The sequence below is a fragment of the Cellulomonas fimi ATCC 484 genome (genome assembly GCF_000212695.1).
Classification (GTDB): domain Bacteria; phylum Actinomycetota; class Actinomycetes; order Actinomycetales; family Cellulomonadaceae; genus Cellulomonas; species Cellulomonas fimi.
Genome location: NC_015514.1, coordinates 134,513 through 155,238, shown reverse-complemented (window position 1 = coordinate 155,238; position 20,726 = coordinate 134,513). Strand labels below are relative to the sequence as shown.

The 20,726-nt window shown below is 75.1% G+C and carries 20 protein-coding genes; 9 read left to right on the top strand and 11 right to left on the bottom strand.

The window, feature by feature from the left end; genetic code table 11:
• Window positions 1–96: 96 nt before the first annotated feature.
• The 5 genes from CELF_RS00695 to CELF_RS00675 form a co-directional block, all read right to left on the bottom strand.
• Window positions 97–1,386, bottom strand: a complete 1,290-nt coding sequence (locus CELF_RS00695) for a cytochrome P450 (protein WP_013769317.1) — start codon at window positions 1,384–1,386, stop codon at window positions 97–99.
• A 144-nt stretch (window positions 1,387–1,530) separates the two neighbouring features.
• Window positions 1,531–1,713 (bottom strand): antitoxin, encoded by a 183-nt coding sequence (locus CELF_RS00690; RefSeq protein WP_013769316.1) that lies wholly within the window; start codon window positions 1,711–1,713, stop codon window positions 1,531–1,533.
• Between the two features lie 183 nt (window positions 1,714–1,896).
• Complete coding sequence (locus CELF_RS00685; protein ID WP_013769315.1) at window positions 1,897–3,111, bottom strand: RNA polymerase sigma factor; 1,215 nt, start codon at window positions 3,109–3,111, stop codon at window positions 1,897–1,899.
• Between the two features lie 17 nt (window positions 3,112–3,128).
• Complete coding sequence (locus tag CELF_RS00680; protein WP_013769314.1) at window positions 3,129–3,575, bottom strand: YciI family protein; 447 nt, start codon at window positions 3,573–3,575, stop codon at window positions 3,129–3,131.
• Between the two features lie 36 nt (window positions 3,576–3,611).
• Complete coding sequence (locus CELF_RS00675; protein ID WP_232014281.1) at window positions 3,612–4,868, bottom strand: MFS transporter; 1,257 nt, start codon at window positions 4,866–4,868, stop codon at window positions 3,612–3,614.
• A gap of 59 nt (window positions 4,869–4,927) precedes the next feature.
• Between CELF_RS00675 and CELF_RS00670 the strand changes: the two genes are divergently transcribed.
• Both CELF_RS00670 and CELF_RS00665 read left to right on the top strand, forming a co-directional pair.
• Window positions 4,928–5,320 (top strand): MerR family transcriptional regulator, encoded by a 393-nt coding sequence (locus CELF_RS00670; RefSeq protein ID WP_013769312.1) that lies wholly within the window; start codon window positions 4,928–4,930, stop codon window positions 5,318–5,320.
• 171 nt (window positions 5,321–5,491) lie between these two features.
• Window positions 5,492–7,045, top strand: coding sequence for a M20/M25/M40 family metallo-hydrolase (locus tag CELF_RS00665; RefSeq protein WP_013769311.1), 1,554 nt, complete (start codon window positions 5,492–5,494; stop codon window positions 7,043–7,045).
• A gap of 138 nt (window positions 7,046–7,183) precedes the next feature.
• On the opposite strand, the gene CELF_RS00660 is transcribed toward CELF_RS00665, so the two are convergent.
• Window positions 7,184–7,474: a DUF4287 domain-containing protein gene (locus CELF_RS00660; protein ID WP_013769310.1), complete on the bottom strand. Its 291-nt coding sequence runs from the start codon at window positions 7,472–7,474 to the stop codon at window positions 7,184–7,186.
• Window positions 7,475–7,684: 210 nt separating this feature from the next.
• Between CELF_RS00660 and CELF_RS00655 the strand changes: the two genes are divergently transcribed.
• The 3 genes from CELF_RS00655 (at window position 7,685) to CELF_RS00650 (ending at window position 9,997) form a co-directional block, all read left to right on the top strand.
• The gene (locus tag CELF_RS00655; protein WP_013769309.1) at window positions 7,685–8,602 is read left to right on the top strand and encodes a cation diffusion facilitator family transporter; all 918 of its coding nucleotides are present in this window, start codon (window positions 7,685–7,687) and stop codon (window positions 8,600–8,602) included.
• Between the two features lie 112 nt (window positions 8,603–8,714).
• Window positions 8,715–9,152: a hypothetical protein gene (locus CELF_RS21010; RefSeq protein WP_232014280.1), complete on the top strand. Its 438-nt coding sequence runs from the start codon at window positions 8,715–8,717 to the stop codon at window positions 9,150–9,152.
• On the top strand, window positions 9,101–9,997 hold the full coding sequence (locus CELF_RS00650; protein WP_232014279.1) for an LCP family protein: 897 nt from the start codon (window positions 9,101–9,103) through the stop codon (window positions 9,995–9,997). The genes CELF_RS21010 and CELF_RS00650 overlap by 52 nt, the downstream gene beginning before the upstream one ends.
• 7 nt (window positions 9,998–10,004) lie before the next feature.
• Here the strand turns inward: CELF_RS00650 and CELF_RS00645 are convergent, their stop codons facing one another.
• From CELF_RS00645 to CELF_RS00630, 4 genes are all read right to left on the bottom strand, one after another.
• Complete coding sequence (locus CELF_RS00645) at window positions 10,005–11,372, bottom strand: ABC transporter substrate-binding protein (RefSeq protein WP_013769308.1); 1,368 nt, start codon at window positions 11,370–11,372, stop codon at window positions 10,005–10,007.
• A gap of 52 nt (window positions 11,373–11,424) precedes the next feature.
• Window positions 11,425–12,375, bottom strand: a complete 951-nt coding sequence (locus CELF_RS00640; protein ID WP_013769307.1) for a carbohydrate ABC transporter permease — start codon at window positions 12,373–12,375, stop codon at window positions 11,425–11,427.
• On the bottom strand, window positions 12,372–13,328 hold the full coding sequence (locus CELF_RS00635) for a carbohydrate ABC transporter permease (protein WP_013769306.1): 957 nt from the start codon (window positions 13,326–13,328) through the stop codon (window positions 12,372–12,374). Before CELF_RS00635 ends, CELF_RS00640 begins: the two co-directional genes overlap by 4 nt.
• A gap of 355 nt (window positions 13,329–13,683) precedes the next feature.
• Window positions 13,684–15,162 (bottom strand): helix-turn-helix transcriptional regulator, encoded by a 1,479-nt coding sequence (locus CELF_RS00630; RefSeq protein ID WP_041553652.1) that lies wholly within the window; start codon window positions 15,160–15,162, stop codon window positions 13,684–13,686.
• A 164-nt stretch (window positions 15,163–15,326) separates the two neighbouring features.
• Here CELF_RS00630 and CELF_RS00625 point away from each other — a divergent pair, with 164 nt between their 5' ends.
• Window positions 15,327–17,204, top strand: coding sequence for a phosphoenolpyruvate carboxykinase (GTP) (locus CELF_RS00625; protein WP_013769304.1), 1,878 nt, complete (start codon window positions 15,327–15,329; stop codon window positions 17,202–17,204).
• Between the two features lie 151 nt (window positions 17,205–17,355).
• Here the strand turns inward: CELF_RS00625 and CELF_RS00620 are convergent, their stop codons facing one another.
• The gene (locus CELF_RS00620) at window positions 17,356–17,913 is read right to left on the bottom strand and encodes a mycothiol transferase (RefSeq protein WP_013769303.1); all 558 of its coding nucleotides are present in this window, start codon (window positions 17,911–17,913) and stop codon (window positions 17,356–17,358) included.
• 149 nt (window positions 17,914–18,062) lie between these two features.
• Here CELF_RS00620 and CELF_RS00615 point away from each other — a divergent pair, with 149 nt between their 5' ends.
• The 3 genes from CELF_RS00615 to CELF_RS00605 all read left to right on the top strand — a co-directional run bounded on the left by CELF_RS00615 (window position 18,063) and on the right by CELF_RS00605 (window position 20,666).
• On the top strand, window positions 18,063–19,010 hold the full coding sequence (locus CELF_RS00615; RefSeq protein ID WP_013769302.1) for a helix-turn-helix transcriptional regulator: 948 nt from the start codon (window positions 18,063–18,065) through the stop codon (window positions 19,008–19,010).
• A 163-nt stretch (window positions 19,011–19,173) separates the two neighbouring features.
• Window positions 19,174–20,217 (top strand): hypothetical protein, encoded by a 1,044-nt coding sequence (locus CELF_RS00610; protein WP_013769301.1) that lies wholly within the window; start codon window positions 19,174–19,176, stop codon window positions 20,215–20,217.
• Window positions 20,218–20,231: 14 nt separating this feature from the next.
• On the top strand, window positions 20,232–20,666 hold the full coding sequence (locus CELF_RS00605) for a hypothetical protein (RefSeq protein ID WP_013769300.1): 435 nt from the start codon (window positions 20,232–20,234) through the stop codon (window positions 20,664–20,666).
• Window positions 20,667–20,726 lie beyond the last annotated feature (60 nt).

Below are 20,726 nucleotides of genomic sequence, written 5' to 3'. Positions count from 1 at the left end.
CGACGCACCGACCCGGAACGGCGGCCGCGACCTTGGAGGGGGTCCGGCCGCCGCGCCGCGTCCCGGTGCCCTCGCCCGCCGACCACCGTGCCGAGGTCACGCCGCCCGGCGACGGACCCGCAGGTCCGCCAGGTCGTACCCGGCGCTCACCTCGTTCCAGCGCACGCGCGGCGGTCCCGCGAGCTCCAGGTCCAGGTCGAGCAGCGCGGACACGAGCACCTCCGTCTCGAGCATCGCGAGCGGCGCCCCGGGGCACCTGTGGTGCCCGTCCCCGAACGACAGCAGCGTCGGCAGGACCGTGCGCGGCAGCGTCCGGCCCGGGCACAGGCGCTCCCCGTCGCGGCCCGCCGCGCGCGGGTCGGCGTTCACCGCGCGCACGTCCACGTCGACCACCGACCCCGGCGGCACCACCACCGGGCCGTCCGGGCCGTCGAGCGTCAGCGGTGCCGTCGTCTCCCGCAGCAGGTGCCCGACGACCGGCTCGAGCCGCAGCACCTCCTCCAGCAGCTCGACCCGGCCCGCGGCGTCCGACGACCGGTACCGGGCCCGCAGGCCCGCGTCGTCGAGCAGGTGCCACACCGCGACCGTGATGAGCTCGCGCGTCGTGACCATGCCCGCCGCCGCGTAGGTCACGCACTCCGTCAGCACGTCGACGTCGCTGAACCCGTCGTCGAGCAGGCGGCTGATGAGGTCGTCCCGTCGCCGGCGCCGGCGGGCGCGGATCGCCGGCCGCACGTCGAGCAGGTAGAACCGGAGCATCGCCGCGTCGCGCCACGCCGCCCGGGCACGCGTCACGGGGCCTGCGGCGGCCGGCGGGTCCGGCGCGAAGAACGTGTCCAGCCGCCGGTGCATCCCCGGCGACGACGCCCGGTCGATCCCGATGACGCGCGACGCCGCGCGCACCGCCATCTGCATCGCCAGCCGCGACACGTCCGTCCACCGGTCCGTGCCGACCGTCGCGACGAGCTCGTCCGCGGCCTCCTGCATCCACGGCCGGTACCCCTCGACCGTCCGCGGCGCGAACAACCGGGCGGCCGCCCGCCGCTGCGCGTGGTGCTGCTCGCCCTCCAGGTACAGGATCGGGGGCCGGATCCGCGGCCCGCCCGGGCCGTGGAAGCTCTGCGCGTTGAAGCCGGCCTGCCGGGTGCCCTCCGGGTGACGCAGCACCGCACGCGCGAGCGCGAACGACCGGACCCGCCAGCGACCGTCGTCCACGCGCTCCAGGTCGGGCCCCGGGCCGTCGTCCGGCCGCGTCAACCTCCGGGCGGGGCAGCCGCTGGCGGTCTCGGCGTCGCTCGCGGTCCCGGGCTGGCGCGTCGTCGCGGCCTGGGCGTCGCCGGGCGGGGGCGCGCTCGCGGAGGGCTGGCCGTGCAGCGGGGCCGTCACCCCGCCGACCCTAGGTCCGCCCCGACGGCCCGGCCACACGGTCGCCGCCCGCCCGTCGACCGCCGGCCCAGCGGCGGGGCCGTGACGAGGCCGACCGGGGCGCGGGGAGCCGGCGGGCGGCGTCGGTGCCGCCCGCCGGGGTCCTCACTGGTCGCCGACGCGCTCGTCGGCGGCGGACTGCGCCTTGTCGATCTGCTCGTCGTGGCCGCCGCCGGTCGCCGACGACGCCGCGTCCGCGCCCTTGTCGAGGGCGGCGTCGCTGGCCTTCTCGCCCTTCTCGCTGCCGAGCGCGTCCGAGGCCTTGTCCTGCAGGTCGTCGATCCCCATGGTGCTGCTCCTGCCCTCTCGAGCCGCCACGCCACACCTCCGGAGCGCCCCTCCATGCTCCGCCCGCCCCCCACGGCCCGCACCTCCACGCCCCTCCCCCGCAGCCCGGACGCGAGACCGACGTCGTCGCCGTTCGGGGGACCTGGACGACGACGTCGGCCTCGTCGACGGACGGTGGGCCGGTCAGGAGGGTGGGGTGGTGAGACGGGAGGCGCGGACGGTGAGGTAGCGCTTCTCAGGCACGGACGTGGCCCGGGCTGCCGCCCGACGGTAGGCGTCGGCGGCCGCGCGCAGGTCGCCCGCGGACTCCAGCAGGTGCGCCCGCACGGCGTCGAGGCGGTGGCCCGGCAGGTCGACTCCGTCGAGCAGCCGCAGGCCCGCCTCGGGCCCGTCGACCATCGCGACGGCGACGGCCCGGTTGACGGCGACGACGGGGCTGCGGGTCATGCGCTCGAGCAGCCCGTACAGCGCGACGACCTGCGGCCAGTCGGTGTCGGCGGCGGTCGGGGCTCGGTCGTGCACCGCCGCGACGGCGGCCTGCAGCTGGTACTCGCCGACGGACCTCGCGGCCAGCGCCCGGTCCAGCAGCGCGAGCCCCTCGGCGACGAGCGCGGCGTCCCACAGCGCACGGTCCTGCTCGGGCAGCGGAACGAGGTCGCCGGCGGCGTCGGTGCGGGCCGCGCGCCGTGCGTCGGTGAGCAGCATGAGCGCGAGCAGCCCGGCGACCTCGGGGTCGTCCGGCTCGAGCGCGTGCAGCCAGCGCGTGAGGCGGATGGCCTCGTCGGAGAGGTCGACGCGGTGCAGGGCGGCGCCGCGCGTGCTCGTCGACCCCTCGGTGAACATCACGTAGAGCACGTGCTGGACGCTGCGCAGCCGGTCGGCACGCTGGTCGGGCGAGGGCAGGGCGAACGTCGACCCGGCCTCGGCGACGCGACGCTTCGCGCGGCTGATGCGCTGCGCCATGGTCGGCTCGGGCACGAGGAACGCGCGGGCGACCTCCGCGGTCGTGAGCCCGCCGACCGCGCGCAGCGTCAGGGGCACGGCCGAGGCGGGTGTGAGGACCGGGTGGCAGCACAGGAAGAGCAGCGTGAGGGAGTCGTCGCGGGCGACGGGAGTCGTGCCCACCGCCGCGTCGGTCGCCCACCGCTCCTCGCGCGCCCGCCGCGCCCGGTCGCTGCGGACCGCGTCGAGCAGCCGGCGGGTGGCCGTCTGGAGCAGCCACCCGAAGGGCCGGTCGGGCACGCCGTCGCGCGGCCAGTGCGTCGCGGCCACGAGCAGCGCCTCCTGGACCGCGTCCTCCGCGGCGCCGAAGTCGTGGGTGCGGCGGCCGAGCACCGCGAGGACCTGCGGCGCGAGCGTGCGCAGCAGGTCCTCGTCGGCACCGGTCAGCGCGCGCACCGGCCGGTCGGGTCCCGTCAGGGCAGCCCGTCCGCGGTGCGCAGGTAGTCGAGCATCTCGTCGGCGCCGGACGGGCCGCCGTCGTCCATGATCCGGCGGACGTGGACGCGCTGCTGCGTCGGGCGGCCGCCGCGGCCGGGAACCGCCGACACGCACGCGGCGATCTCGACGGCCCGCTCCTCGGTCTCGACGTCGACGACCTGGAAGCCCGCGAGCCACTCCTTGAACTCGGGGAACGGGCCGTCGGTGACGACGGGCGCGCCCGCGCCGTCGGACCGGACGATCTTGGCGAGGTCGGGGCCGGTGAGGATGGTCGACCCGACGAGCTCGCCGCTCGCCTCGAGCTCGCGGTTCAGGGCGCCGTAGTACTCGAGGTGCGCGGTGATCTCCTCGGGGGCCCACCGGTCCATCGGTGTCGGGTCGGCGCCCTCGTCGAAGTCCACGCCGATCAGGTAGCGGGGCATCGTCGTCCTCCTTCGCTCGTGCCCAGGGTGGCACTCTCACCGGGTGGACGGAGCCGTCCGCGCGTCCTCGACGTCGGTGGCGCGAGCGCCTCGCTGCACCGACGCCCCGGACGTCCGGCGAGCCGACCGCGCGACCCCCGCGAGCCCGGCTGCGGCGACGAGCACGACCGCGGCGGCGGGTAGCGGCAGCGCGTCCGGGCCGGCCCGCTCGACGATCCCGGAGCCGAGCGCGGCGCCCACCGCGATGCCCAGGTTGAACACGACCGGGATGAGGGTGCCCGCCGTCGTGCGGTGCGCGGGGCCGGCGAGTCCGAGGATCGCGGCCTGCGCGAGCGGCGGCAGCGCCCCGGTGGTGAGTCCCCAGGCGACGACGACGAGAGTCGCGAGCGCGGGGTCGCCGCCGACGCCGAGGAGCGCGGCGAGCGACCCGGCGACGAGCACGGTCGTGACCACGAGCGTCGTGTCGAGGCGCCGGTCGCCGATGCGGCCGACGACCGCGACGCCGACGGCGGAGGCGACGCCGAACAGCAGCAGCAGGCCGCTGACGCCGCCGGGGAGCCGCGCGGCGGGCTGCTCGACGAGGCGCGTGACGAACGTGAACGCCGCGAAGTGCCCCACGAGCACGAGCCCGACGAGCGCCGTCACCGCGAGGACGGGCCGCAGCGCGCCGCGCCCGCTGGCGGCCGCCGGACCGTCGGGGGCCCCGACCGCCGTCCCGGGTGCACCCGCGCGCGGCGCGCCGACCACCAGCGCCCGCACGAGGACGGCCGCGACGACCGCGAGGGCCGCGAGCGCGCCGAACGCCCCGCGCCAGTCCCAGACCCGCGCGACGACGCTGGCCAGCGGCGTGCCGAGCACCATGCCGATCGTGGCGCCACCGAGCACGACGGCGATCGCGCGTGCGAGCCGGGTGGGGTGCACGACGTCGGCGGTGTGGGCGTTGACGCTCGCCCACAGCAGCCCGGTGGCGGCGGCGCCGACGACGCGCGCGCCGGCGGCGACCTCGTAGGTGGGGGCGAGCGCCGTGCCGGCCGAGGAGGCGGCGAAGACGGCGAGGGCGCCGACGACGACGGTCCGCCGGTCGAGGCGCGCGGTGAGCCGGACGAGGGGGAAGGTCGCGACGACGACGGTCGCGGCCCACAGGGAGACGAGCAGGCCGGTGCGGGACTCGGCGACGCCCAGGTCGTGGCTCATCTCGGGCAGGACGGCCGTCGGCAGCATCTCGCCGGTGACCATGACGAACGTGGCTCCGCCGAGCACCAGGAGGCTCGGCCAGGGGAGGCGTGTGTCCATGCCTACGACGCTAGAGTTTGACATCAGTGTGAAGGTCAAGCATCGGGCTGGAGGTCGTCGTGCGGATCGGTGAGCTGTCCCGGCGGACCGGGGTCTCGACGCGCCTGCTCCGCTACTACGAGGAGCAGGGGCTCATCGCACCGGCGCGGTCGGCCAACACCTACCGCGAGTACGACGAGGCCGCGGTCGCCCAGGTGGAGCGGGCCGTCGGCCTCGTCCGGGCAGGCCTCCCGACGCGGCTGGCCAAGGTCGTGCTCGACCTGGAGCGCACGCAGGACGAGGACCTCGCGGCATCCTGCCCGCGCACGGTCGCGCAGATGCTCGCGGAGGAGCTCGCGGGGCTCGACGCGCGCATCGCGTGCCTCACGACGAGCCGCACCACGATCCACGACTTCCTCCTGCGCACCGAGCACGCGGCGCAGGTGCTGGAGGCGGCGGACCGTCCCGCCTGACGGCCCCCCTGCGCCCGGGTCGGACGACCCGCGCCGCGCCGCGTGGCCTCGCCGGCCCACCCCGGCTCGGAGCGCTCGTCCGTCGGCGTCCGCACGCGTGACCCTTCCTTATGACTGCGGTCATGGCTACCATGCACAGCGTCCCGCCCGCTCGATCGACGGAGGTCCGCCGTGCCGCACCGCAGCAAGCTCGCCGTCCTCGTCGCCACGCTCGCGCTCGCGGGCACGGCCGTCGCGACGCCTGCCGTCGCCCTCGACGGGCCGTCGCACGGCCCCCGCCCCACGACGCCCGAGAAGTTCGCCGGCAAGGTCTCCGAGCGGGCCGTCTGGCGGCACCTGCAGGAGCTGCAGCGCATCGCCGACCGGAACGACGGCAACCGCGCGGCCCTGACCGACGGCTACGAGGCCAGCGCCCGGTACGTCGAGAAGACGCTCCGCAAGGCCGGCTACACCACGACGCGCGACCCCTTCACGTTCGACCTCGAGGTCGTCGACGCAGCGACGCTCACCGTCGCGGGCGGCGCGACGTACGAGGTCGACCAGATGACCTTCGCACCCAACACGCCCGACACCGGCGTCACCGCGCCGCTGGTCACCCCCGCCGACCCCTTCGGCTGCACCGCCGCCGCGTGGGACGGCGTCGACGCCACCGGCCAGGTCGCGCTCGTCAGCCGCGGCGGCAACTGCTCGTTCGCAGCCAAGGCCACGACCGCCCAGGCGGAGGGCGCCGTCGCGGTCCTCGTCTACAACAACGTGCCCGACGTGCTGCTCAACGGCACGCTCGGGGCCGAGGGCGTCGCCACGGTTCCCGTCGCGGGGCTGCGGCAGGCCGACGGGCAGGCCCTCGTCGCGGCGGGACCGGTCACGGTCACGCTCGACACGCGGGCGCACCCCGAGCAGCGCGAGAGCTTCAACGTGATCGCGCAGACACGTGCGGGCCGGGCTGACAACGTCGTCATGCTCGGCGCGCACCTCGACGGCGTCGAGGACGGCCCCGGCATCAACGACAACGGCACCGGCTCCGCGGTCCTGCTCGAGACCGCCGTCCAGCTCGGCCGCGACAAGAAGATCCCGAACGCCGTGCGGTTCGCGTGGTGGGGAGCCGAGGAGCTCGGCCTCGTCGGGTCGACCGAGTACGTCGAGGAGCTCGCGACCCAGCCCGGGGAGCTCGACGCGATCGCGACCTACCTGAACTTCGACATGGTCGGCTCGCCGAACTACGTGATCGGCGTGTACGACGCCGACCAGTCGACGTACCCCGCGCCCGTGCCCGTGCCCGAGGGCTCCGCCGCCACGGAGGACGTCTTCACCGACTGGTTCGACTCGATCGGCCAGCCGTGGGTCGACACGCAGTTCTCGGGCCGGTCCGACTACCAGGCCTTCATCCTCAACGGCGTCCCGGCGTCGGGCCTGTTCACGGGTGCGGACGGCCGCAAGACGGAGGCGGAGGTCGCCCTGTTCGGCGGCCAGGCCGGCGTCGCGTACGACCCGAACTACCACTCGCCGGGCGACGACCTGGCCAACGTGAACCGCGAGGCGCTGCGGATCATGACGGCCGCGGTCGCGTTCGCGACGTACAGCCTCGCGCTCGACACGTCCGCCGTGAACGGCGTGGCGAGCCCCACCGACCCGCGTCCCGGCCACGGTCACGGTCACGGCCACGGCCACGGACGCAGCGACGTCGGGCGGAACGGTCACCAGGAGGGGTGGGACCGGGCCGCCTGACACCGGCTCGCACCCGCGCCGGCCCGGAGGAGGGACCGGTCGGCGCGGGTGCGGACGCCGGCGCCGCCGCGGGGGTGCGCGCCGGGCGGTGACCGCCGCAGGGGCGCGGCGACCACCGGGCGGGAGGTGACGCGGCCGTCAGGGGGCCGGCCGCGTCGCCTTCCCGTCGAGCCAGAGCGTGTCCGACTCGTCGCGGTGGGTGCCGTCGGTGCCGACGTGCTTGCCGCTGATCGACGGGCCCTTCGTGATGACGTGCACGAGCGCCATGCCGTGCCCGCGGCCGAGGTCGTAGTCCTCCTTGAGCCAGGCCAGGATCTCCCCCGCCTTGGTGCCCGGTCCGTAGCCGCGGGCGGTCGCGAGGTCGACGAGCTGGCGCGGGGTGAGTCCCGTCTTGTCCTCGATCGTGTCGAGGTAGGCCTGGAAGGACATGCGTGCTCCTGGGTGCGTCGGTGCTGGGTCGGTCGTGTGCAGGTCGGTGCGTCGGTGCGTCCGGTGCGTCGGTGCGTCGGTGCAGGTGGCGGCGCGTGGAGCGCCGCCGGGCGTTCGTGCACGATCATTGCGGGGGCCTCCGACACACGCCAGGCTCGGACGCAGGACCCGCACGACCCCGCCCGAGGGCGGCCGCACGACGAGGCAGGCATGGGACACGACCACGGGCACGCGCACGGCGCGGCCGACCACCGCGGACGGCTCGCGGCGGCGTTCGGCGTCTCCGTCGTCGTCCTGCTCGCGCAGGCCGTCGGCGCCGTCGTCACGGGAAGCCTCGCGCTCCTCGTCGACACCGCCCACCTGCTGACCGACACCGGCGGGCTCGCGCTCGCGCTCGTCGCCGCGCACCTGTCCCGCCGCCCCCCGTCCCCCGCGCGCACCTGGGGGTACCGGCGCGCGGAGGTGCTCGCCGCGCTCGGGCAGGCGGCCGTCCTGCTCGCGGTCGGCGTGTACGTGCTCGTCGAGGCCGTGCAGCGGCTCGTGACGCCGCCCGAGATCCCGTCGTCGACGCTCGTGGTGTTCGGCCTCGTCGGACTCGTCGGGAACCTCGTCGCACTGGCGGTCCTCGCCGGCGGGCGGTCCGCGAACCTCAACCTGCGCGCCGCGTTCCTCGAGGTCGCGAACGACGCGCTCGGCTCGCTCGGGGTCGTCGTCGCGGCGGTCGTCATCGCGACGACCGGCTGGCTGCGGGCCGACGCCGTCGCGGCGCTGCTCATCGGCGCGCTGATCCTCCCGCGCGCGCTGCGGCTCCTGCGGGAGACGACGGCGGTCCTGCTGGAGTCCACGCCGCCCGGGCTCGACCTCGACGAGGTGCGGACGCACCTGCTGCGCGTGCAGCACGTCCGCGAGGTGCACGACCTGCACGCGTCGCTCATCGCGACAGGGCTGCCGGTCATCAGCGCACACGTCGTCGTGGACGACGGCTGCTTCTCGGACGGGCACGCGGGGCGCATCCTCGACGAGCTGCAGGAGTGCGTGGCGCGGCACTTCGACGTCTCGGTCGAGCACTCGACGTTCCAGGTGGAGACGGCCTCGCACCGCGCCCACGAGCACTCCGGCCACGCCTGACGACACGCCGGAGCCCGGCGCGCACGCGCCGCCCGCGCCATCCGCACAGCCCCTGCACAGCACCTCCGCGGGACCGCGCCCGCGCCGTGACCTGCGTTCCTACGCTCGAACGGTGCCCCGCTCACACGCCGCCGTGGACCGCCCCCGACCCGTCCGCCACGCACGCCGGCTGCGCCGTCGCCGCGTCGTGCGCGCCGTCGCCCTGACCGCCGTCGCCGTGGTCGCGTTCGGCGGGACGGCGGTCGCCGTGACGCTGCGCAACCTCGTCGGCAACATGGAGACGGTCGACATGGCGGGCCTCGTCGACGACATCCCGCAGCCGACGGCGACCGAGCCGCCGGACCCGGACGACGCCGCGAGCGGGCGGCCCGTGAACCTGCTCGTGCTGGGGTCGGACCAGCGCGACGGGCGCAACGCGGAGATCGGCGGTGCGAACCGGGCCGGCGCTCGGACACGACGCTCCTCGTGCACGTGTCGGCCGACCGGGAGCGCGTCGAGGTGGTCTCCATCCCCCGGGACTCGCTCGTCGACATCCCCGCGTGCCCGGTGACCGGCGGCGGGACCACCCGGGCGTCGGAGCACACGATGTTCAACGAGGCGTTCTCCCGCGGGTGGGACGCCGGGCAGGACCTCGCGTCGGCGGCGGCGTGCACGGTGCGCACGGTGCACGCCAGCACGGGGGTCCTGGCGGACCATGCGGTCGTCGTCGACTTCGCCGGGTTCGAGGACATGGTCGAGGCGATCGGCGGCGTGCCGATCTGCGTCCCGCAGCACATGCGCGCGACCGAGGCGGGGCTCGACCTGCCCGCCGGCCGGCACGTGCTCGACGGCCCGACGGCCCTGGCGTTCGCCCGCGCCCGCGACGGCGAGGAGGGCCTCGGCGACGGGTCCGACATCAACCGGATCGGCAACCAGCAGCGGCTCGTCGCCGCGATCGTCCAGGAGGTGCTCGCGAAGAACGTCCTGACCGACGTCCCGCAGCTCACGCGGTTCCTCAGCGCGGGGACGAGCTCGCTCACCGTCGACGAGGGGCTCAAGGGCGACGCCCTCGGGCTGGTCTACAGCCTGCGGTCGCTGCGGGCGGAGGACATCACGTTCGTGACGGTGCCGTGGACCCCGGCGCGCACCAACAAGAACAAGGTCGACTGGACCGCCGAGGCGGACGAGCTGTGGGCGAACGTGGCTGCGGACCGTCCCGCGCTCGGCACGCCCGGGACGCCCGCCGGGGAGCCTGCGCCCGGGGGCACCGCGCCCGACGCGACGGCACCGGGACCCGGCGAGAGCACCGCGACGCCGGGCGCGGCGACGCCCCCGGACGCCCCCGCGCCGTCGCAGACGCGCAGGGCCGGCCGGGAGCCGTTCACCGCGAACGACACGACCGCGGTGTGCGGGTGAGGCCCGCTCAGCCGCCCGTCACGTTGTCGTAGGCACGCTGCGCGGCCGCCTGCGCCTCGTCGAGCGCCTCCTGCGCGCTCTTGTCGCCGAGGAGCGTCGCCGTCACGGCGTTGTTGAGCTCACCCTCGATGTCCTGCCCGGCGGGCGAGGCCCCGAACGTCTGCCCGTAGCCGAGCACGTCGTAGTACGTCGCGATCACCTGGTCGAAGCCGGCGTCGCCCGTCGGCACGACGTACGCGTCGCGCAGCACCTGGTCCGCCTCGGGCGAGCCCGTGAACAGGCCCGTGTTGATGCCGCCGTCGGCCTCGCGGGTCGCGGCACGCGCCTCCCCGGCGGCCTCCCACGCCTCGAGGGTCGTGAGCTCGAGCATCCACGCGCACGCCGCGCCGGGGTTCTGCGCACCGGCCGGGATCACGAACGCGGTGCCGGACGCCACGGAGAACGGCTCGCCGTCGGCGCCGCGCAGCGGGACCGCCCCGAGCTCGACATCGCCGACGTACGGCGAGAGCACGTTCGGGTACCACTGCGCGTTGACCTGCGCGCCGACCTGGTCGGCGACGAACTGGTTGTTGTCGCCGAAGGTGTCGAACGAGTCGGTTAAGCTCTTGACCTTCGCGTACCCGCCCTGCGCGTCCATGATCTGCTTGAGCAGGTCGAGCGCCGCGGTGTTCGCCGGGTCGTCGAGCGTCGGGCGGCCCTCCTCGTCGATGAGCGTGCCGCCCTGCGACAGCACCCACAGCCCCGCCTGGCCGGTGGCGACGGGGTCGAAGCCGAGCGTCGTCGGCACCCCGCCGGACTCCCGGTACATCGCGGCGACCGCGGCCAGCAGCACGTCGGGCTTCGACGGGTCGATCTGGTCGGGCGTCACGCCCGCGGCGTTCATGACCCGCATGTTCAGCAGGATCGCGGGCGGCTGGTAGAACTGCGGCACCGCCCACACCTGGTCCTCGTAGGTGACGTCGTCGACGACGAACGGGTACCAGCGCTCGTCGGGGTCCACGTCGTGCGCGGCGAGGCACTCGTCGAGCGGCAGGATCAGGTCCTGCGCCGCGTAGGTGGCGACGAACCGCCGGTCCATCTGCACGACGTCGGGCACCTCGCCGCCGGCGACGCGGGTCGTGAACTTCTGCGCGTCGAACGCGGTCTGGTCGAGGTCGATCTCGACGTCCCCGAGCTGCTCGGCGGCGTGGTCCATGCGGGCCTCGCCGACGTCGTCGGCGTTGTCGAACGCCCAGCCCTTCATGGTGCCGGTCGGGGCGGCGGAGAAGTCGACCTCGGCGGCGACGTCCTGCGCGTCGCCCCCTCCCCCGCACGCGGCGAGCGCGAGCACGGTGGCGGGCACGAGCGCGGTGAGTGTGCGGCGTCTGGTGGTCATCTCGGTCCCCTTGTCGTCGGTGCCGTCGCGCCGGGGTCGCCGGCGGCCGGCGTCAGCCCTTGCGTCCCGTGGTCGCGACGCCCTCGATGAAGTAGCGCTGGCCGAACGCGAACAGCGCGAGCATCGGCAGCGTCACGAGCAGCGACGCGACCATCACGTACTGGTAGTCGCCCTGGCCGCCGGCCGTCGGGCTGTACTTCGTCATCGCGTAGGCGATGCCGAGCGGCGCGGTGAAGTCCTCCGGCGAGCCGGCGTTGAGGTAGATGAGCGCGGCCTGCAGGTTGTTCCAGGACGCCTGGAACTCGAACAGCAGGACGATGACGAACGACGGCACGGACAGCGGCATCGCGATGCGCCAGAACATCGACCAGTACGACGCACCGTCGATCCGGGCGGCCTCGAACAGCTCCCGCGGGAGCCCGAGGAAGAACTGCCGCTGCAGGAAGATGTAGAACGCGGACCCGAACAGGTTGGCCCCGAACAGCGGGATCCACGTGCCGAGCGCCCCGAGCTCCTTCCAGACGAGGTAGACGGGGATCATCGTCACCGCTCCGGGCAGCATCATCGTCGCGAGCACGAGCCCGAACAGCAGGCCGCGCAGCGGGAACCGGAAGTACGCGAACCCGAAGGCGACGAGCGACGACGAGACGGCGACGAGGACGGCGGCGAGCAGCGCGATCGCGACGCTGTTGACCATCCAGTGCACGAGCGGCAGCTCGGACCAGACGGTGACGTAGTTGTCCCAGCGCGGCGAGTCGGGCCACAGCGCGTTGTCGAACACCTGCCCGCGGCCCTTGAGCGACGCCGACAGCAGCCAGACGAACGGGTAGAGGAACATCGCGGCGAACGCGATCAGGAGCACCCACAGCAGCACCCGGACCGCGGGGCGGCGCGGTCCTCGCGGCGGCTCGGGGGCGGCGGGACGCGCGACGGTCGCGCCGGCCAGCGCGACGGGTGCGGCCTGCGCGGTGGCGGCCGGACGGGGGGCTCCGACGGTGGTCACGAGCGGTCCCCCTCGTAGTAGACGAACCGGTTGCCGAACGTCGTCTGCACGAGCGTGACCAGCAGGATGATGACGAACAGCAGCCACGCCATGGCCGCCGCGAACCCGAAGTCGAACTGCCGGAACGCCTTCTGGAACAGGTAGACGGCGTAGAACAGGGACGCCTCCGGCGAGGCGTTCGTCTGGTCGCGCCAGAACAGCAGGTACGCCTGGTCGAACACCTGGAACGCCGCGATCGTCAGGACGATGACGTTGAAGAACATGGCGCCGGAGATCATCGGCAGCGTGATGGACCAGAACTGCCGGAACCGGCCCGCACCGTCGAGGGACGCGACCTCGTAGAGCTCGCGCGGGACGTTCTTCAGCGCGGCCAGGAAGATCACCATGGTCCCGCTCACGGCCCACAGCTGCATGAGCACGATCGACGGCTTGATCCACGCCGGGTCGACGAGCCACTGCGGCCCCTCGATCCCGAATACGGCCAGGAAGTCGTTGACCGCGCCCGTGTTGCCGTTGAGCAGCAGGAAGAACACCGCGGCGGTCGCGACGACAGGCGTCATCCTTGGCAGGTAGAACAGCGTGCGGAAGACGCCCGCGCCGCGGCCGACGTTGGCCAGCAACGAGGCGAGGAACAGCGCGAACGCGATCTCCAGCGGGACGGCGAGCAGCGCGTAGAACAGCGTGTTGCCCAGCGCGGTCGCGACACGGGGATCCTCGAGCAGCCCCGTGTAGTTGTCGACGCCGGCGGGCCGGGCGGTGTTCGTCGCCAGGTTGTAGCTGCTGAACGAGATGACGAGGCTCGCGATCATCGCCCCGGCGGTGAAGACGAGGAACCCGACGATCCACGGCGAGATGAAGAGGTAGCCCGCGAGCGCCTCGCGCCGGTTGTAGCGGACCTTGCGCAGCGGCGGCCGCTGGACGCGCTCGGCGGCGGGGGCGACGACCTGCGTCATGTCTGCCTGCTCCCCGGCGACGCGTCACCCCGCCGGTCGCGGGCCGGCCGGCGGTGCTCTGCACCGGCTCCCACGTCCCTCGTCGAGATGCGGCGTCGACCGCCACGCCGCGAACGTAGGCCCGCTTCTCCACCCCTGCAACACGAAGCGCTTCTCGATTTGTCAAGCGCCGAACGGGTGTCATCTCACATTCCGACCCACTCCCCCCGCCCGCTCGACACCTGCCCGCGAGAACGACGACGAGGCGAGAGCGCGACGTGCAGGTCCCGTTCGCGGCGGGACGTCTCCGTCGCGGCGGGGCGGGAGGGTGGGGCCGGCTGCGCATGGCGCCCGCCGGGTTCGGGGCCTGTCGGGGTCAGGCGTCCGTCGGGTCCTCCGGGGCCGCGTGGCGGTCGAGGAAGGCGTAGACCTCGGTCGCGTCGACGCCCGGGAACGCGCCCGTCGGCAGGGCGGAGAAGACCTGCTGGTGGATGCGCGCGCTGGGCCAGGACGCGTCGGCCCAGCGGGCGGCCGCGTCGGCGGGCGGGCGACGGCAGCACGCCTCGTCGGGGCAGGTCGAGCGGCGTCGCGTCGTGGTGTCCCGGCCGCGGAACCACTTCGCCGACGCGAACGGCACGCCCACGGCGAGCGCGACCTTGCCGGTCGTGGCCCACCCCGTCTGCGTCGAGCACCAGAACGTGCCGGCGGGGGTGTCGGTGTACTGGTAGGACTCGGTGGCCTGGTCGCGGCGGGCGAGCGCGCGGCGCACGGCCCAGCGGCGGCACACCATCTGGCCCTCGATCGCCCCCGTCACGTCGGTCGGCAGCACGAGGCCGTCGTTCGCGTACGCACGGAAGATCGCGCCGTCGTCGCCGATGCGCAGGAAGTGCACACGGATGCCGAGGTGGTGCGTCGCGAGGCTCGTGAACCGTTGCGCCGCGGCCTCGTGGGTCACGCCGAACGCGTCACGGAAGTCCTCGATCGCCAGGTCCTTGGCGCGCTTGCGCTCGTCGAGGAACGCGACGGCGGCGGACTGCGGCATGAGGCAGCACGACGCGAAGTACGTGATCTCGAGGCGCTGGCGCAGGAAGTCCTCGTACGACGTGGGGCGCTGGTGGCCGAGCACGCGGTGCGCGATCGCCTGCAGCGCGAGCGAGCGCAGGCCGTGCCCGCCGGGCGTCGACGCGGGCGGCAGGTAGATCCGCCCGTTCGCGAGGTCGGTCACGGTGCGGGTGGAGTGCGGCAGGTCGTCGACGTGCCGGATCTCCAGGCCGAGCTGCTCCGCCATCCGGGAGACGGCGCGGTGGGTGAGCGCCCCCGACGTGTAGCCGGCGCGGCGGGCCATGTCCTCGGCGAGCGCCTCGAGCTCGGGCAGGTGGTTGTCGCGGGCCTGCCGCTCGAGCCGCAGCTGCGTGTTGACGCGGCGGGCCTCCTCGGGGGTCGCGACCGCCTCGGTGGCACGCCGCGCGAGCTCGCCGTGCAGGCCGACGAGCTGCTCGAGCACGGGCAGCGGCAGCGAGCGCCCCGGGCGGACCGTGGGCAGCCCGAGCTGGGCGAACACGGGGGTCTGCTGGGCCCGGTCGAGGGCGATCTCGAGGGCGGCGCGGCGCGTCGGCGGCTCGTCGTCGAGGAGGTCGGGGACGGTGACGCCGAGCGCGTCGGCCAGGTCCCGCAGCAGGGCCAGGCGAGGTTCACGACGGCCGTTCTCGACGAGCGACAGCAGGCTGGGCGTGACGCCGACGGCCTTGCCGAGCTGGTCGAGGGTCAGGCCACGGGCCGCGCGGGCGTGCCGGAGGCGACGCCCGAGGGTGAGCGCGTCGGCGGCACGCGGCGACGCGGCGGGTGGGCCGGTCACGACGGGCGGTGCGGGCGGGTCCGCGCGTACGTTGCTCACCGCTTCACCCTATGTCAAGAACGTCGAAACTTGACAGCCCAGCCAGCCAGCGGGACCCACCAGGTTGACCGGAGGATCGAAGGGAGCCGTTCCTTCGCACACCGTCCCTCGCCTGGAGGCACTCCATGACCGTCACGACGCTGCCGCCCGCCGTCGACCGCACCCCCGCCCGCACCGGCGCTGCGACCGTCCGACGGGACCTGCGCGCGTGGGTCGCCGACGTCGCCGACCTCACCGAGCCCGACGCCGTCGTCTGGTGCGACGGGTCGCCGGCCGAGCGGCAGGCGCTCCTCGACGGGATGGTCGCGGCAGGGACCCTGATCCCCCTCGACCCCGTGCTGCGCCCGGGGAGCTACCTCGCCCGGTCCGACCCGTCCGACGTCGCACGCGTCGAGTCGCGCACCTTCATCTGCTCGCGTGCGCAGGCCGACGCGGGCCCGACCAACAACTGGCGCGACCCCGACGCCATGCGGGCCGAGCTCGCCGGCGTCTTCGAGGGCTCGATGCGGGGCCGCACGATGTACGTCGTCCCGTTCTCGATGGGGCCGCTCGGCGGCCCGATCTCGCAGCTCGGCGTGCAGCTCACCGACTCGCCGTACGTCGTCGTCGGGATGCAGACGATGACGCGGGTCAGCCGCCGCGTCGTCGCGATGATCGACGCGGGCGCGTCGTTCGTGCCCGCCGTGCACTCCGTCGGCGCCCCGCTGCGGACCGTGTCCGGCACCGCGGTCGCCGACGTGCCGTGGCCCTGCAACGACACGAAGTACATCGCGCACTTCCCCGAGACGCGGGAGATCTGGTCGTTCGGCTCCGGGTACGGAGGCAACGCGCTGCTCGGCAAGAAGTGCTTCGCCCTGCGCATCGCGTCCGTCATGGGGCGCGACGAGGGCTGGCTCGCCGAGCACATGCTGCTGGTCCGGCTCACGTCGCCGCAGGGCCGCCGCTACCACGTGGCCGCCGCGTTCCCGTCGGCCTGCGGCAAGACGAACCTCGCGATGCTCACGCCGTCGCTCCCGGGGTGGCGCGTCGAGACGCTCGGCGACGACATCGCGTGGCTGCGGGCCGGCCCGGACGGCACGCTGCGGGCCATCAACCCCGAGGCGGGCTTCTTCGGCGTCGCCCCCGGCACGAGCGTCGCCACCAACCCGGCTGCGATCGCCACGCTCGACCACGACACGGTCTTCACCAACGTCGCGCTCACGCCGGACGGCGACGTCTGGTGGGAGGGCCTGACGCCCGAGCCGCCCGAGGGCCTCGTCGACTGGACCGGCCAGCCGTGGGAGCCGGGGTGCGGCCGCCCCGCCGCGCACCCCAACTCGCGCTTCACGGTCGCCGCGGCGCAGTGCCCGACGATCGCGGACTCGTGGGAGGACCCCGACGGGGTGCCGCTCGACGCGATCGTCTTCGGCGGTCGCCGGGCCACCAACGTGCCGCTGGTCGCGCAGGCGCACTCGTGGGAGCACGGGGTGTTCCTCGGCGCGACGGTGTCGTCCGAGCAGACGGCCGCCGCGGAGGGGACCGTCGGGGAGCTGCGCCGCGACCCGTTCGCGATGCTGCCCTTCTGCGGGTACGACATGGCCGACCACTGGGCGCACTGGCTGCGCGTGGGCGCGACGCTCGACCCGGCGACCCGGCCGCTCGTGTTCCAGGTGAACTGGTTCCGCAAGGACGCCGCCGGCCGCTACCTGTGGCCCGGGTTCGGGGAGAACGTCCGCGTGCTCGCGTGGATCGTCGAGCAGGTGGACCGGGCGCGCGGCGAGCGCACCGACGTCGGCGCCGTGCCGAGCCCCGTCGGGCTGCTGCCCGCCCCGGGCGCGCTCGACACCTCCGGCCTGGACGTGACCGACGAGGACCTGCGCGCGCTGCTGGACGTCGACCCGCGGACGTGGGCCGTCGAGGCGGACCTCACGGAGGACTTCTTCGCCGGGTTCGGCGACCGCGTCCCCGCGGCCCTGCACCACCAGCTCGCCCTCCTCCGCGAGCGCCTCTCGGGCACCCCCTGACCCCCGCCCGCACGCGCGGGTGCGTCGACACCGACCTGGTGGGCGTCGTCAGCCCCCGGCACGCCCACCAGGTCGGTGTCACCCAGCACGCCCGGGCGCGGCGGGCGCGGGGGGCGCGGGCGGGCGCGGCGGGCGCGGGCCGGCCGGCGGGTCAGGGCTGCGGCGGGTCCTCACCGACGAGGCCGTCGACGGCCTCGCGGAACAGGTCCGCGTGGCCGACGTGGCGGGCGTCCTCGTCGTGCGTGTCGACGAGGACGCGGCGCAGGTTCGGCGACGTGCCGTCGGGCAGCGTGCAGAGCGAGGGCTGGTCGAGCCCTCCGCGGGCGAGGGCCGCCGCCCAGCCGGCGCGGGAGCGGGCGACCGCCCGCTCCCACAGCGCGTAGAGCTCCTCGGGCGTGTCGTCGGCGGCGGAGTGCCAGTCCCAGTCGGGGTCGGCCTCGAACCTCTCCCGACGCCACGGCTCCTCGAGGTGGCGGCCGTCCACGAACTCGGCCATCTGCCGCTCCTCGACGAGTGCGAGGTGCTTGACGAGCCCCCCGAGCGTCATGCCGGATGGCGGGAAGGGGCGGCGCAGCGCCTCGGCGTCGAGGCCGCCGACCTTCCACGCGAGCTGGGCCCGCGAGCGCTCCAGGGCGAACAGGAGCGTCTCCGCCTCGTCGGCGGTGATCGAGGGCTCCGCGATGGTCGTGCTGAGCGTGTTCGTCGTCATGCCGGCGACGCTAGGGTCGATGCCGGACGATGTGCTTCCGGATGCGCACGCCGGCCCGGATCCGACGCCGCGCCTCCGGGTCCCGGGACGCCGCCGGCGCGCCGACCGGCAGGCGACGGGACGCCGAGCCGCGACGAGAGGGGACCGACGTGCCGGAGACGAGCCCCACCGCCCGGGCGCTGCTCGCCCTGGAGGCCATCCAGTCCCACCCCGGCATCACCGCCGACCGGCTCGGCGAGCGGCTCGGCGTGTCCGAGCGGGCCGCCCGACGCTACGTCGGCATGCTGCGCGAGGCGGACATCCCCGTCGAGTCGCTGCGCGGCCGCTACGGCGGCTACCGCCTGGGGCGCGGCGTGCGGCTGCCGCCGGTCGTGTTCAGCGCGGCGGAGGCGCTCGCGCTGGTCATGGCGACGCTCGACGGGCACCACGACGCGAGCGACCCGGCCGACCCCGTGGGGGCCGCGCTCGGCAAGCTCGTGCGCGCACTGCCCGCGGGCGTCGCCGCGCAGGCCGAGGTCGTCCGCCGCACCGCCGCGCCCGCACCGGACCGCGGCGCCGCACGCCCCGCCCCCGCGACGACCGCCGTCCTCGTCGGGGCCTGCGCCGAGCAGCGCCAGGTCCGGATCACCTACCGCTCCGAGGCCGGCTCGCAGTGGGAGTCGGACGTCGACCCGTGGTCCGTCGTGGTCCGGCACGGCCGCTGGTACCTGCTGTGCCGGACGCCCCGCGACGAGGTCCGCGCCTACCGCGTCGACCGCGTGCAGCACGCCGAGGTCCTCGACACCCCGGGCGCACCCGCGCCGGACGTGGACCCCGTCGCGCTGCTGGAGGAGCACCTCGCCGTGGGCTGGGAGTACGACACCGAGGTCGTGGTCGACGCGCCCGTCGAGAAGGCCGCGGCGTGGGTCAGCCCCGCACTGGGCCGGCTCACGGCGGTGGACGACGGCTCGACGCGTCTGGTCGGCAGCACGAGCAACCCGTGGTGGTACGCCGAGCAGCTCGTCCGCCTGCCCGCCCCGTTCCGCGTCGTCGGGTGCCCGGAGCTGCGCGAGACGGCTGCGGCGCTCGGGCGACGCCTGCTCGACGCGACGCGCTGACCGCCCACCCCGCACCGGCCCCTGCTCCGACGCCGCCCCGGGTCGGTCGTCCGGCGCGTGATGGCGCGCACATCCCGGCGATTCCTCGCCCGGACGGGTGACACTGGAGTCATACCCCCTCTTTCCGCAGCGCTCGCGCGCGTTCACTGCCGATGGGAGACCCATGAGGACTCAGCTGCGCCGCACCCTGACCACCGTCGCCACCCTCGTCGTGACGGCGACCCTCGGCATCGTGGCCCCCTCCCTCGCCGCGGCCTCCGACGTCGACCCGGCTGCGACCACGACCGCCGACGGGCAGGCTGGGACGACCGCGACCGCGGGGACCAGCGCCGAGGAGAGCGACGTGACCGACCCGACGACCGAGCCCGCCGAGCCGACCGCGGTCTCCGCCATCACCGCGATGTGGCTGTGGGACAACTCGGTCGACCCGTCGGTCGACGGCCGCGGCACCGGCTACGCGTTCGCCACCCCCGAGCAGCTCGTCGCGTTCGCCGCCGAGCACGGCCTGCAGACCGTCCACGTGTCCGCCCCCTGGGCGTCCGACGAGGGCCCGGTGGCCACCTGGATGACGGACGCGCTCGTCGCGCTCGACGCCGCCGGGGTCGACGCGGGCGTGCTCGGCGGTGACGCCCCCTGGCTCGCGAACCCCGCGCTCGCCGTGCAGTGGATGACCGCCGCGACGCACGACCGGCCGGTCACGCACGTGCAGCTCGACGTCGAGCCGTGGACCCTGCCGTCGTGGCAGGCGGACACGCACGCGGCGAGCCTGCAGTGGCTGCACATGCTCGACGTCGTGCGCGCCGCCATGCCCGCCGGCGTCGACCTGTCCGTCGACGCGCCGTGGTGGCTCACCACGGTCGCGAACCCGGAGGGCCCCGGCACTCTGTTCGACGCCGTGCTCGCGCGCGTCGACCGCATCGGCATCGTGACGTTCATCGACCACGCCCAGGGCGAGACGGGCATCCTCGCGAAGTCCGCCGCAGGGGTCGCCGCCGCGGAGGCCGCCGCGACGCCGTACACGATCGGCCTGGAGACGGACGCGCCCGCCGTGGCGGGCGGCGCCGAGTTCACGTTCTACGACGACGGGGCCGCGGTGCTCGAGGCCGAGGCGCAGGAGGTGGCCGTCGCCCTCGCGGGCCACGCCTGGTTCCGCGGCATCGCCGTCCAGCACTACGAGGCCTGGCGCGACCTGATCGACCGCGGCTGAGCGGCGGCGACGCCGTGCAGAGCGACGACCTGCCCGACGACGCCCGCCGCCCGCTCGCGGCGCACACCTGGGAGCGGACGCCGGTCTACGCACGCGCGCTGACCGCGGACCGGGTGCGCCACCGCCGTCTGCTCCGGACGGCCTGGCTCGTGACCGCCGGGGTGCTCTGGCACCAGGGGGTGCTCGTGGCGGACCTCGTGCGACGCGCGACGTCCGACGACCCGTTCCTGCACAGGTCCGCCGCGTTCGCACTCCTCGTGCTCGCGCTCACGTCCGCCGGGCTGGGGCTGGTGGTCGTGTGGGTGTGGCGGCGGGAGGCGGCGGCACGACCCGTCGTCACCGGGCTCGACGCGACCCCCGGCGAGGCCGCGGGTGTCCCCGAGCTCGACGCCCCGCCGCGCGACCACCTGGGCCTGCACGGGCACGTGGAGCCGCCGCGCCGCTGGTGAGCCGAGCCGGCGCCACGTCGGCGCACCCGCCCGCGACGCCTCGGGATGCCGCCGCGCCCG

What these genes read in the sequence shown, in the direction of transcription:
- CELF_RS00655 (WP_013769309.1), top strand. Translation starts at nt 7,685, where the DNA reads ATGGGACACGACCACGGGCACGCGCACGGCGCGGCCGACCACCGCGGA.
- CELF_RS00675 (WP_232014281.1), bottom strand. Translation starts at nt 4,868, where the DNA reads ATGGACACACGCCTCCCCTGGCCGAGCCTCCTGGTGCTCGGCGGAGCC.
- CELF_RS00645 (WP_013769308.1), bottom strand. Translation starts at nt 11,372, where the DNA reads ATGACCACCAGACGCCGCACACTCACCGCGCTCGTGCCCGCCACCGTG.
- CELF_RS00610 (WP_013769301.1), top strand. Translation starts at nt 19,174, where the DNA reads ATGAGGACTCAGCTGCGCCGCACCCTGACCACCGTCGCCACCCTCGTC.
- CELF_RS00625 (WP_013769304.1), top strand. Translation starts at nt 15,327, where the DNA reads ATGACCGTCACGACGCTGCCGCCCGCCGTCGACCGCACCCCCGCCCGC.
- CELF_RS00635 (WP_013769306.1), bottom strand. Translation starts at nt 13,328, where the DNA reads ATGACGCAGGTCGTCGCCCCCGCCGCCGAGCGCGTCCAGCGGCCGCCG.
- CELF_RS00660 (WP_013769310.1), bottom strand. Translation starts at nt 7,474, where the DNA reads ATGTCCTTCCAGGCCTACCTCGACACGATCGAGGACAAGACGGGACTC.
- CELF_RS00620 (WP_013769303.1), bottom strand. Translation starts at nt 17,913, where the DNA reads ATGACGACGAACACGCTCAGCACGACCATCGCGGAGCCCTCGATCACC.
- CELF_RS00680 (WP_013769314.1), bottom strand. Translation starts at nt 3,575, where the DNA reads ATGCCCCGCTACCTGATCGGCGTGGACTTCGACGAGGGCGCCGACCCG.
- CELF_RS00690 (WP_013769316.1), bottom strand. Translation starts at nt 1,713, where the DNA reads ATGGGGATCGACGACCTGCAGGACAAGGCCTCGGACGCGCTCGGCAGC.